The 12020-nt window shown below is 56.1% G+C and carries 12 protein-coding genes and 1 pseudogene; 3 read left to right on the plus strand and 10 right to left on the minus strand.

From position 1 onward, the window contains the following. Together NB231_RS02225 and NB231_RS02230 are read left to right on the plus strand one after the other, a co-directional pair. A partial coding sequence (locus NB231_RS02225) for a LysR family transcriptional regulator (protein ID WP_004999384.1) occupies positions 1–343 on the plus strand: 343 nt, incomplete at its 5' end. A gap of 284 nt (positions 344–627) precedes the next feature. After that, positions 628–1371, plus strand: a complete 744-nt coding sequence (locus NB231_RS02230) for a DUF3313 domain-containing protein (protein ID WP_004999385.1) — start codon at positions 628–630, stop codon at positions 1369–1371. A 548-nt stretch (positions 1372–1919) separates the two neighbouring features. Here NB231_RS02230 and NB231_RS02235 read toward each other — a convergent pair. The 9 genes and pseudogenes from NB231_RS02235 to NB231_RS02275 form a co-directional block, all read right to left on the minus strand. After that, a complete protein-coding gene (locus NB231_RS02235; protein ID WP_004999387.1) occupies positions 1920–2159 on the minus strand; it encodes a DUF2970 domain-containing protein in 240 nt (79 codons plus the stop codon). 454 nt (positions 2160–2613) lie between these two features. After that, complete coding sequence (locus NB231_RS02240; protein ID WP_004999388.1) at positions 2614–3399, minus strand: (S)-acetoin forming diacetyl reductase; 786 nt, start codon at positions 3397–3399, stop codon at positions 2614–2616. Positions 3400–3537: 138 nt separating this feature from the next. After that, complete coding sequence (locus NB231_RS18205) at positions 3538–3909, minus strand: hypothetical protein (protein ID WP_156776867.1); 372 nt, start codon at positions 3907–3909, stop codon at positions 3538–3540. 994 nt (positions 3910–4903) lie between these two features. Next, positions 4904–5167, minus strand: coding sequence for a Txe/YoeB family addiction module toxin (locus NB231_RS02250; RefSeq protein WP_004999393.1), 264 nt, complete (start codon positions 5165–5167; stop codon positions 4904–4906). Further along, on the minus strand, positions 5164–5406 hold the full coding sequence (locus tag NB231_RS02255; RefSeq protein WP_004999394.1) for a type II toxin-antitoxin system Phd/YefM family antitoxin: 243 nt from the start codon (positions 5404–5406) through the stop codon (positions 5164–5166). The genes NB231_RS02250 and NB231_RS02255 overlap by 4 nt, the downstream gene beginning before the upstream one ends. Positions 5407–5621: 215 nt before the next feature. Further along, positions 5622–5837: a type II toxin-antitoxin system HicA family toxin gene (locus NB231_RS20120; protein ID WP_040661610.1), complete on the minus strand. Its 216-nt coding sequence runs from the start codon at positions 5835–5837 to the stop codon at positions 5622–5624. A gap of 2 nt (positions 5838–5839) precedes the next feature. After that, positions 5840–6037, minus strand: coding sequence for a type II toxin-antitoxin system HicB family antitoxin (locus tag NB231_RS02265; protein WP_040661613.1), 198 nt, complete (start codon positions 6035–6037; stop codon positions 5840–5842). Positions 6038–6792: 755 nt separating this feature from the next. Next, positions 6793–8247, minus strand: coding sequence for an MFS transporter (locus NB231_RS02270; protein WP_156776868.1), 1455 nt, complete (start codon positions 8245–8247; stop codon positions 6793–6795). 250 nt (positions 8248–8497) lie between these two features. Further along, a pseudogene (locus NB231_RS02275) lies at positions 8498–9228 on the minus strand (transposase). 404 nt (positions 9229–9632) lie between these two features. Between NB231_RS02275 and NB231_RS02280 the strand changes: the two are divergent. Further along, positions 9633–10586, plus strand: a complete 954-nt coding sequence (locus NB231_RS02280; RefSeq protein WP_004999402.1) for an IS5-like element ISNmo4 family transposase — start codon at positions 9633–9635, stop codon at positions 10584–10586. A 129-nt stretch (positions 10587–10715) separates the two neighbouring features. Here NB231_RS02280 and NB231_RS18210 read toward each other — a convergent pair whose 3' ends face one another. After that, complete coding sequence (locus tag NB231_RS18210) at positions 10716–11252, minus strand: hypothetical protein (protein WP_156776869.1); 537 nt, start codon at positions 11250–11252, stop codon at positions 10716–10718. Between the last annotated feature and the right edge of the window lie 768 nt (positions 11253–12020).

A 12020-nucleotide genomic window follows, 5' to 3' on the forward strand; every position in this document is an offset into this window, starting at 1 on the left:
ATTCATTGCTTTCACAACTGTGATCGAGGCTGGCGGCTTTGCCCGGACCGCGCGGCGGCTGGGTTGCAGTACGGCTACCGTGACGCGGCAAGTGCAGGATTTGGAGGCGCGGCTTGGTGTGCGACTCCTGGTCCGCATGACCCGCTGGGTTCGTCCGACAGATGCTGGCGCGACCTACCATCGGCACTGCCAGCGCATTCTCGAGGATTTGGCCGAGGCCGACGCCCAGGCCTCCCGCCAGGCGCTAGAGCCGTGCGGCGTGTTGCGGGTCAGCGCACCGCTGTCATTCGGTTGGCACCGTCTGGGGGCGGCCGTAGAGAGAAGGAAAGCGGGGCAGGCGTAGGCCACCATGACCTACGCCATGGGGGCATCTACACGAAGCTGCCCGAAGGCTGTGCGCAAAGCGTGGTGGTAGGCACGACCCACTACGGCTGCTGGGAACCTATTTCAAACCCTCGCACGGCGCCAACGGCGTCGACTATCGCATCGTGCCGGCGCCTTGACGTCGCCCGGGTGCGTGCGGGGGGATTGCCGACACTCCATCGCACCGGCCCGAGTGGGGGGATGATTCTGGCCGGACGTAAGAACCGCCAGTCTTCGGCGCCAACAACCAGAAGGGGAGAGCCCATGAACGAGAACAATCCGAACGAAGTGGGGACGAACGTATACACGCGCACGAATCACGCACGGCAAAGCCTGGCACGGGCGGCGCTACTCGCCCTGGCCGTCGCGCTCGCCGGCTGCTCGGCAACGCAGAAGGAGAAGCCAAAGCTCGAGGCTGACGGCTGTGCCATGATCCCACCGAACATTTGCGAGCAGCTCACGCCGGGCACAAAAAATCAGGCGGGCCTGCGCTACGTGACACCCGACGTGCCGTGGAGCCAGTACACTAAGGTGATGATCAGCCCGGTCACGGTCTGGGGCGGCGAGCAGCCGAAGCTCTCCGGGGCTGACCGACAAGCGTTGGCGAGCTACCTGCACAATGCCCTGGTGAAGGCATTCGAGGCGAAGTTTCCCACCGTCGACAAGCCAGGGCCGGGCGTGATACGGATACAAGCGGCGATCTCCGATGCCGAGGCGGCCACGCCGGTGCTGCGGTCGGTATCGATGGCGATCCCGCAGGCGCACGTTCTCTCGACACTGAAATACGCCGCCACCGGTACCTATCCCTTCGTCGGCTCGGCACAGGGAGAGGTAATGGCCACGGATGCGGTCACCGGCAAAGTGCTGGCGGCGGGAGTCGATCGCCGGGTCGGTGGAGGATCGGTGGCAACGGCGGCGCAGTGGGAGTGGGGCGACGCCGAGAACGCGATGGACAAGTGGGCGGAGATGACCGTGACTCGCTTCGAGAATCTACGCGTGGGGAAGTAAAGCTCCCCGGGGCTTTGTCCGGTCATTCACCTCGCAAAAACCAGCAACCGTTGTATCCGCGCAGGCGGTATCCATCCGGGAAAGTTCGCCGAACTTTGATGGGTTCCTGCCTGCGCGGGAAACGGGAAATAAGGGACCCCCCACTCCACCACGATCGCCCCCCGCACTTCGCCGGATGCCGAGAAACATGGCGCAGCGCATTATCGCCAGGCTCTATTGTGCAGCTCGACGATTTGGTTGGGAATGAGTGAAAGCAATGACAGGGTCCGGTCCCAGCAGGTTTCTGTCGAGGCATCCTCTACAGGTGGCAGTTTTTTGGTTGAGACCTGGCCCTACCTCTGCCCCAGTGGGCGAGACATTCTGCCAGGTTATCTCGCCCAATGTGTTGAAACAAGACGCGACCCTAGGCCAAGCGCCGCCCATCGCAGAGCTAAGCCGCGCGAGCTTTCGGGCGTCGGTTTGAGCACTGAATTAGGTCTTCGCGCGACGTAAAAGCCTCTCAAGCTCACGCTGCTTCTCCTCATCGGAATACCCTTCAAAACCGAAACTCAGGCACCGACTATATGGAGGATCGCACGAACGATCATGACGATCGCCAGAATGAAGAGAATCGTTCCGACGGCACCAGCGATAATAAAAGGGAGCGGACGGCCGTAGGTAAAATCACGTCGCATCGCCGCCTTCGACTGCACGCCAAAACCGGCCGCGGCGGTGCTCTTGATCACCTGCCACGTGCTAACCTTCTTTTGCTTAGCGGCAGCGGCCTGCCTTTGGGTATGCGCGCTCATGGCAACCCCCCTGCTGTTTATCGTATAAATAAATAGCAGTATAGGATGTCTTCAAGGCAAATTTGTTCTCATGGCCCAGTAATGGCTGTTCCGGCTGAATTAGCGGTTAGCCTCAAGTAGTCGAGTACTTGGCGTGGCCGACGTGCGAGTTGGCGCATCTGACTTGAGCTGAGCGGCCTGCCAGGCTTGTAGGCGCCGATCCAGTGCTTCTGGGCCGAGGCGCCCCAAGCAATTGCGGATCACATACAAGCTGGGTACCCCCCCTGACAGGAACTTTGTATTGAAAAGGTTTTGTTGGCTGCAGCCATCCTTTTCTGGCTCACATCAGTGCAGAAGAGCCTTTATTCGTTGGGCTGACAGTAGTAGCTCGAACCGCGCCGCAATCGGTGTAGCACCGGGAGTCTGCGGCGGCCTCGATACAGCACCACGGCCCGCCATTACACCCCGAGATCGATCAGTTGAATACCATCCCCCCATCCACCAGAATCGACTGTCCGGTAATGTAATCGGAATCGGAACTGGCGAGGAACGAGACCACGCCTGCGACTTCGGCGGGCTCGGAGATTCGCCCGAGGGTGATGCCGCCAGTAAACTGTCGCCAACCCCATTCTTCTGGTTTACCTGCGTCTTTAGCAGCCTTCTTTGCCAACTCTTCCATAAGCGGTGTCCGAACGATGCCGGGGGCGAAGGTGTTGACGGTAATACCATACTGCGCTAGATCCCGTGCGGCGGTCTGAGTGAACCCGCGCACCGCGAACTTGGTAGCCGAGTACAACCCAATGCCCGGATTACCGATGTGCCCTGCCTGCGAAGCCGCACTGATGATTTTGCCGCCATGACCTAGTTTCTTGAAAGCTTTCACAGCGGCTTGGATGCCCCATACAACACCGTTGAAGTTGATGGAAAAGAGCTTTTCAATGCTCTCTCGGGTTATGTCCTCGATTGGGGATGTAGGCGCGATACCGGCGTTGTTAACAATGACGTCGAAGCCGCCCAAGTCAGAAACGGCCCGCTCGACGGCAGCGAACACGCTGTCTCTATCGGCGACATCAACCTGGATGGCGATGGCGCCGCCGTCCTGTCCACCGAGCTTTTCGGCCACCGCGGTGGCAGTGCCCAGATTCAAGTCGGCAATCGCCACTTTGAAGCCGTCCGAATGAAGCCTTTCAACAATGGACTGACCAATACCTTGGCCACCGCCGGTGATCAGCGCGACCTTGCCGTTTTGCGTGTAAGCCATTTGTCCAACCTCTTGCTACGTTAAGAATATATCAAGTGTCGTTCGCACGAGAGCTATCATTACACACCTACTCAGCTCAACATTTAAATCAGCCGCCGACTCAGGGAGTTTGGATTTTATAGTTAACTCAACAAGTAATCATTTCTCAAAGCTTGCTAAATTACCCATGATCGAAAATTTAGTCACTCGGGGCCAGGCTATGGCACCAATGGCTATGCATCCGAAAGCGACTAGCGCTGGGTTTCCTATTGATTGAGCTGTAGATTTAAAGCCCATTAATAGCGCGGATACACCCGCGCCTATAATTGCGCCTTCAAACCCCTGTATTACGAGTCTTCCATTCTTATCTGTTATATGCTCTTCTTTCTGAACAGGATCGAGAAATATTCCAAGCGTTTGCTTCAATTCAATGTTTTCCAATTCAACCGAAGCTGAAATATGCGTATACTTATCTATCCATAACGTACCAATCTGCTCATTACTTGCTGCTAGGTTCCGAAGAGCAGTCACAATAGATGGCTTGCTGGTTAGGACGTTAAGAAAATCAGGATTCTTAATGCTTTTTTGGTCTATGTATATCTCAACTCTGTTAACATCACCACGTTCTAATTGATCTTGAATGGAATCCCATTTCGATTGATAAGCATAGATTTATGATGCTTTGAAAGATTGAATCTTCGTGCTGTCTCCTTTAAAGAGCTAACGGAGATGGCGATGATGCGATTCTGTATCTCTATTGGTCGGCGCTGGGTATCGAGCGGCCCTGGTTGGATTGGATCGATCAGGCGAAGATGCTGCAACACTTGACGGTGTGGCTGTCGCGTCAAGACGGTTGCGATGTGCATACGGCTCGAAAGCTTCTGGGACACAAAGGCGTGAGCACAATGATGATTTATACGAACGTGTTTACCTGCAAGGGCCGCGGCATGATGAGTCACGGGGAGCAGCAAAGCAAATTGGGTGCGGCACGGCTGGTACATTCCTGTGCCCCCAATTCTTGTCCCTATTTGTTTCCACTATAGTCGAAAGAGGAGAAAGCGCTATTGCCGGGTTTCATTCGGTGGGTGGTAGTGTCTAGCCTCCGTGAGGCGGAGGAATCGCTCACTTGTCCATCGCCTCGGCGACGCTGATTAGTCTAGCCGCGCATCCGGATGCCCTACCAAAACCGGCTACTGCGGGTCGCGATACAAGAAGCGCTGCCGCAGCTGGCTGGCGTGCTCGCCCACAAGCCGGCGGCGGTGCCCTGAGCAGAACATCGCCGATCCCCGTTATCCCGAAAAATTGCGTCGCTGGCGCTGCTCAACCCGCGATCCTAAACCGCCCGATTTTCCCGGCGTCACCCGCGGCTCCAAGGCAGCTTCAACTTGAGTCTGGATTAACGGGGTGCTCAGCGTGTGGTTGCGCTTGGTTGTGTTGGGGCAAGGGTTGCCTCGCTCTGTCTATCAACAGGTTATCTCGCCCAATGTATTCGCTCCCTACACCATTTGTTCACCAGTGATAGGCATCATTCATAGTGGCTCCAGAGCCGCAGAACTTTAACGATCTGATCTTCCTCCAGCACTTGGTATACCAACCGATGCTGAATATTGATTCGCCGTGAGTAGGCCCCTGCAAGATCCCCGATGAGCTTTTCAAAAGGAGGCGGTTTTCGGTAAGGGTCTTCAGCAAGGATAGTCAGCAATTCCTGCGCCTTGAGTTTCAACCCGCTTGAAGCCAGCTTTTTCGCGTCCTTTTGCGCTTGCTTCGTATAAACGAGCCGCCAAATCACCAATCCAGATCCTCGCTACACCCGTCAACGGGCGTATCCATACCTTCGCGGATTGATTCGCGCATGCCGGGGACAGATAGTAGAAAAAGCGTTTCCTGGATTGCCGCCCAGTCTTCTTCGGAAATCAGCACTGCGTTATTTCTCTTTCCCGATATCAACAACGGCTGATGTGAGGAGGCGACCTCGTCGATTAGGCGATACAGGTTAGAGCGGGCTTCACTGGCCGTAATTGCAGTCATGACACCCCTCCACTAAGATGCGTGAGCGTATTGTACGTTATATAGTACGTACGTCAAAAAGTACGTTATGTCCTGCATAACGGGGCTGGCGATGAGCAGTCCTGTGCGCAGGGGCTCAAGGTGGCGCTAACGAATTCGATGAAGTGGACGAGTACGGTGACGGTTATCGCGCCCAATGTGTTGAAACAAGACGCGACCCCAGCGTGTGTTACGTGCTATAGCAATCGTCGGAACGCCTCGATCGTAAGGCCTGCGTCCCGAATGATGCCGCCCATAGTGAACGCGTTTACCGGATTGTTCCTCGGTATCGTCAAGAATCGGGCGCCATCGGACATCACGATGTACTTCCGTCCTTCCCGAACCACTCGAAATCCAGCCTTCTCAAGCGCTCGCACGGCATCTCGGTGATTGACGCTCGGAAGTTTCGGCACAGCTAATCCGCCACCTCGACCTCGCGGACGTCGTCATCTCGATGGGCCTCTTCTACGGCAGCGAGATATTCACGAATGGCATCCGTGATGTTCTCGAGTGCCTCTTCCTCGGAGCTTCCTTGGGACCAACAGCCTGGTAGTCCCGGGCATGAAACGCTGACACCTTCGTCCGATTTCTGAACTACAACTTTGTATCTCATAACCTAGATTCTCCCATTCAGGCATCTGAAGCACACAACGGGGGTGGCGATGAGCGGCCCCCATGCCTCGGACTGGGACACACGAAATATAGGACAGACTAGAATAGCCGGTTGCTACCGCGCTGAATCAGGTGGAGCAGTACCCCGCCCGACAAGCGTAACCTGTGGCCGCCTTGGTAGATCGCGTTCCTTTCTGATTGAATTCCGACAGGCTACCAGGAAACGGCCCTCGACTTCCCCTTCCCGATTCCCCACGCCGTGGACCTCGCGCATGCCGTGCGAGAGGGTCTCGGTTACAGCGTTTCGACCAGCAAATGATAGTGGTTATGCATCAGACAGTAGGTTCACAGCTGTCATTCGAAACGCTGGCATAAGCGAGTGAGACCAGAGCAGAATATCTGCCGATCCCCGTTATCCCGAAAGATTGCCTCGCGGGCGTTGTTCAACCCGCGATCGTAAACCGCCCCGATTTTCCCGGCGTCACCCGCGGCTCCAAGGCAGCTTCAACTTGGGCGTGGATTGGCGGGGGGTTCCAGCTTGTAGTTGCGCTTGGTTACGTTGGAACAAGAATTGCCCCGCTTTCTGGCTCAAACCATGTCACAAGAGCCTTGTAACTTATGCCGGAATTTTCGTGCGGCCGGGTGGTTTATCGGTGATATTAGGCAGCGAAGTTGCGGCAGCAGCTGGGTGAATGTATTCAGCGCATCTTGCGGACTAAGGGCGTGCAACGCTAGCGGCAACCGGGCTGCCGCGAGTTATTCGCGGCTCCCAAGGTCCTTTATCGATACAAAAAGCGCCAGCATGATCACGAGCGAAATCAGGCCAAATCCAACCGCGATGGCTGTCGACCAAGAGGTAACCGAGAGCGCAGAAAACGTCGCCGCGGTGATCACGGCGATGCCGACAGCCGTGCCGATACGCTGGCCGGTTTGCATGATCGCCCCGGAACTGCCCGCGTAATCGAGCGGTACTTCCGCGAGGGTCAGCGTCTGGTTTGGGCTGATGACGGTACCTTGCGCCACCCCGATGAATGACAGCGAAGCCATGAGCCACCAGACGCTTATGTGGCCGGCTTCATGCAGAATGACCACGAGGATGCTCAGCCCGAGACCGGCAAGAGCCAAAAACAGCCCACCGACGACCAACTTGCGGCCAAACTGCTGGACCCGCCCCGCGGCCCAATGGGCGGCGTAGGCTGAAAGCAACGCGGCGGGCACACCGAAGAAGCCGGCCTCAAGCGCCGTCTTTCCGTCGTCTTCCTGCACATAGATCGCAATCAGCACCCAGATGCTGGTCATGCCCATAAAGTAGAGCGTCATGATCGTTATGCCATTGCGGTAGCTGCGGGTGGCAAAGATCTTGAGATTGACCATCGGGCTCAGGCCTAGACGGATATAGCGTTGCTCCCATTTGACCCAGAGCCAGACCAGTACGATACCGAGCGGCAGCAACAGCCAGAAGGACGGATTGCCGCGCGCCTCGACAAAAGGGAACAGGATCGCCAGCACCGCCACCGCCAAAAGGACAGCACCAACCGGGTCAAGCGAGCGTAGAGCGCTCCCGGTGCGGGGTAGGCGCTTGATCAGGGGACGCGGAAACCACATCAATCCCAGAATTATGGTTATGACGCCAATTGGCACATTCACGAGAAACGTCAGCCGCCAGCCCAGATCCGGCCCGCCAAGTTGAATGAGAAAACCACCCAAGACGGGGCCGATGGCGACCGAAAAGCCGATAGCCGTGCCGAAATATCCAAAAGCGCGGCCGCGCGCGTCGCCTCGGAAATAATGCTGGACCTTCCCGATACCCTGTGGGTTGAGCAGCCCCGAACCGATACCTTGCACAAAGCGGGCAACGTTAAGCCAATCGGCATCAGGTGCGAGACCGGCCGCGACCGAAGCGGCGGTGAAGATGCCCACACCTATGAGGAACAGCCCGCCGCGCCCCATGATGTCACCGGCACGTCCGGCCGCTACCAAGACCACGCCAAAGGTGAGCGCATACCCCGATAACACCCATTGCAGGTCAGATTGCGACGCACCGAGGCCGTCATGAATGGCGGGTAGGGCCACATTCACGATGCTGACGCTGATCAGCGACATAAAGATGGCGACCAGCAGCACGAACAGGATGCGCCATCTCACCGGATCTGACATCGGGTCGGCGTCTGACGCCGAAAGTATGTCTCCACCGGTTTCCGACGACACCATCCTTATGACTTTCTTTCTGAGTCCGAAACAGGGGGTGTTGCGTCGGTGATGTCTGATTTCAACGTGACGAGAAAAACCGTCGGGCCGCTGATGTCGGGTCCGGCGGCGCACTTTTCAGTCATCAAGCCTTTGCACTACGCGGAGTCATGGGACGCGGAGTCATGGGTCGGACCTACCCAAGTTTTTGTAACTTATACAGATTAAATCAATAAATTTCACGCTTTCAAGCCTTAGAGCGGCGATTTCATACTCAGAATTTGATAGCGTAATCCGCCGCGTCCTCCCTTAAAACGCGGCTGTTTCCGTGCTTCTCAATGGTCCGATGGATCGCGAAAATCCCCAGATCAGCCTGAAAGCGTGCAACAAACGCTTGGCTGCCGATCGCGAGTCTCCGAGACCACCGCTCATCACGCACGGACTGCTCGGCCTTGAGTGCTTCCTCAATCCAGCTTCGATGAATCAGTTGAAGCCGTTGAAGATCCGGGATGCCCAACCGATCCATGAGGGCTGGTAATTAATGGCGCGGTAACGTGCGGGTGGATTCTGGATTTCCCGATAGCCAGAGGCTTCCCATTCCCGCGGATGATGAACGGCGCCTGCCCGCACCATGTTCAGATCGATATACGTGATACAGCGTGCCAGATGCTCGTCCGCCTCTATAGCGGTGGCATGATAGCGATCTTCCCAATAGGCACCCCGTCGTTGTTTTCTCTGGTTATAAGCTTGCGCGGTACGCCCGGCAATCAATTGCATGCTCTTTGCAATTTCTCCGTGGCCCCGGTCCTGCACCAGCAAATGAATGTGGTTGGATGTGACGATAAAATCCAGGACGCAGAGACCGAACCGTTGGCGGGCTTTGAACAACCAACAACGCCACAATCGGCGGTCCCGCGCGAATTTGAGCAGAAACTGCTGGCGATGACAGCGGTGGGTAATGTGCCAAACATGACCGGAGCGCCAGTGACGATTTGCGCGTGGCATTGAGTTCCTTCCTTAGAACAGCGTTTTGAATGGGACAATAGTCCGTTTAAGCTGTGATTCAAGTGTTATTTTTTCACGGTTCTCTGATTTATCAAAGGATAATGCTGGTCCGACCCCGGCTTCTCGCTCAGCTCAGTTGTACCCTTCAGGTTTGACTTCACCACTTATTGACGTCGTAATGAGGTCGTCTGACAGGATTATGTTTTTACATTCCTCCTTTTGTGATTTTGTACTAAGGAATGCGTTGAAAGAGCCACGCCAGGATACCTCATAACGTATTGTTGCCACGTAAAATTATGGCAGATCGATATGTGGCTATTTCAACAACCGCCTTAGGGAGACTCTGAACTATTCCCGGCCACGCCAGTATAATTGCGGCATTGCCACCGACCCAGGCGGAACCGATGAAACAAACCACCTTTGCTTCGATGAGTTTTGCGGCCAAGAAGCGGCGCACGCGCCGGGAGAAGTTTCTCGCCGAGATGGAGCAGGTGGTGCCTTGGGCAAAACTGGTGGCGCTCATTGAGCTGCACTACCCCAAGGCGGGCCGGCGTGGCCGCCCGCCGATGCCGCTTGAGTCGATGCTGCGTATTTATTTCATGCAGCAGTGGTACGCGCTCTCCGACCCGGCGATGGAGGATGCGCTCTATGAGATCGAGTCGATGCGCCGCTTCGCCGGGCTTGAGCTCATCGACGACGCGCTGCCCGACGAGACCACGATTTTGAAATTTCGCCGCCTGCTGGAGCGCCACGGCCTGACTGCCCAGATGATGAACGTAATCCACGACGTGCTCGCCGAGCGCGGGGCGCTGCTCAAGGGCGGCACTATGGTCGATGCCACGATTGTGCACGCTCCGGCCTCGACGAAGAACAAGGCGCGCCGGCGCGACCCGCAGATGCACCAGACGCGGAAGGGCAATCAGTGGTATTTCGGCATGAAGATCCACGTGGGGGCCGATGTCAACAGCGGCCTTGCTCACACGGTTTCGGTGACTGCAGCCAACGCCTCGGACATCAGCCAATTGCCGCGCCTGCTGCGCGAGGACGACCGCGCGGTCTTTGGTGATAAGGGCTACGTCGATAACACCCTTAAGCGCGCGGCGCGCCGGGCGGGTGTCTACTGGGGCGTGTCCTTGAAAGCAAGCTCCAAGCACAAACTCACCGGTGCGAACAAGCGCACCAACCGCAAGCGCTCTTCGGTCCGTGCCCGGGTGGAGCACATTTTCCGGGTGATCAAGCGCCAATTCGGTTACACCAAGGTGCGCTACAAGGGGCTTGCCAAGAATGCCGCACAGGTGTTCACGCTGATCGGCCTGACGAATCTGTATCTGGTGAGGAGGCAACTGGTGACGAGCTGACAGGCAAACTCCGCCTGCTTGCTCCGAAAAGGGGTTCAGCGGCGCCAAACGGCCCCGTAAATCAGCACTCGGCGGCGGGAAACCGAGCATTTTTACCCTTCCTCTCGTCAGAGACGAATGCGTTTGACTTCAGCTCGAATAGTTCAGACGTTCCTTAGTAGTTTGTATCCGTATGCTTGAAACGGGGACATCCGTTTTATAAACAATGTCTACTTCGGCCATTTTTCCCGCAGGATCTCCAGTGACAAATAATACTGTCATTTCGCAAACCCCGGGGCTTAGCGTCTTAACTACTCCAGTACTTCCCCTAACTTCCCAATTGGAATATGGCTCTGATAGATTCCTAGCGCTTTCCATAACAGCTAGGTACACCTGGTGATCGTCACACTCTCGGTAAACTGGTTCGAGATTAGTATTTGGTGCATTATTGGTCTCAGATATTGTGTCTATTTTTTCTTCAATCCTTAGCACTTGCCCTGTTGTGCTTGTTGCCTCCTGACGATCCAGATAGTAGCCCACAATGGATAGTATTAGGCCGGCGACGCTCAATAACGCAAAAAGGCCAGTTGCAAATGGGTGGCGGCCACAGAATTCTACAAATGCATGCGCACTACCCCCGAAACTAGATGCTTTTTTCTTGATATAGGGCCAAACATTATTTTTCATGCTCTAGTCTAATTGTCATTTCGGATCGGAAAAATCGAGAAGCCTGACGGGATAGCGATATGCGGTCCATCGGGGGCCGGGCTCGATGCCCGGCTTCCGATGGACTTATCATTGCTAGTTCGACGGCGCTGCGCGCCCCACCGTGGCTGAGCGAAGGGGCCAGTGCGGCTCGAAGCCACATTCGGTAGCTGGTTGGCTTCATGGCTTCGATATGCCTCCCTTTAACCGCATATCGCTATCCCGTTCGCCGGCGCGCATCGGCGACGAAATGTGTTGAGACAAAACGCGACCCTTGGACGACTCTGGCATATGATCAGAGGGGTCTTGACACCCTAATGAACCCGAGGCCGGTTAGGCCGAGAAATATAAGAGCGATGGTTGTAGGCTCGGATACAGGTAGCGTAGGGAACTCCGGCGGCGCTGGACATTCCTGTTCCGATAGCATGGTACAGTGGACGCCGGTTCCGAGGAACCTATAGCTTAAGATTTCCCGGCGGAAGATGCCCACGCCCGTGGTTGCCAACGCTCCTGAGTGTAGGTCGAAGTGCCCAGGTAACAGCGCGGAATGGTCGGCAGGCGTCAATGGGCCTGGCACGGTCTGATTTGGCCCCTCTGCGGTGATGTCGTACATGCCTGGGGCGCTCTTTACCAGCAAATCTTCATGCGGTTCTATCAAATGTTCCGCTGTCAAGATAAAATCTACTATATCCTGATTGGGTGGTAGAGGGTCATTGATTGCGTCTGTATGGCCCGCAGTGACTAATACAT

Origin of the sequence: Nitrococcus mobilis Nb-231, assembly GCF_000153205.1 — a bacterium.
Classification (GTDB): domain Bacteria; phylum Pseudomonadota; class Gammaproteobacteria; order Nitrococcales; family Nitrococcaceae; genus Nitrococcus; species Nitrococcus mobilis.

Coding starts and splice junctions, on each gene's coding strand:
- NB231_RS02230 (WP_004999385.1), top strand. CDS start 628: ATGAACGAGAACAATCCGAACGAAGTGGGGACGAACGTATACACGCGC.
- NB231_RS02235 (WP_004999387.1), bottom strand. CDS start 2,159: ATGAGCGCGCATACCCAAAGGCAGGCCGCTGCCGCTAAGCAAAAGAAG.
- NB231_RS02240 (WP_004999388.1), bottom strand. CDS start 3,399: ATGGCTTACACGCAAAACGGCAAGGTCGCGCTGATCACCGGCGGTGGC.
- NB231_RS02255 (WP_004999394.1), bottom strand. CDS start 5,406: ATGACTGCAATTACGGCCAGTGAAGCCCGCTCTAACCTGTATCGCCTA.
- NB231_RS02265 (WP_040661613.1), bottom strand. CDS start 6,037: ATGAGATACAAAGTTGTAGTTCAGAAATCGGACGAAGGTGTCAGCGTT.
- NB231_RS02270 (WP_156776868.1), bottom strand. CDS start 8,247: ATGGTGTCGTCGGAAACCGGTGGAGACATACTTTCGGCGTCAGACGCC.
- NB231_RS02280 (WP_004999402.1), top strand. CDS start 9,633: ATGAAACAAACCACCTTTGCTTCGATGAGTTTTGCGGCCAAGAAGCGG.
- NB231_RS18210 (WP_156776869.1), bottom strand. CDS start 11,252: ATGAAAAATAATGTTTGGCCCTATATCAAGAAAAAAGCATCTAGTTTC.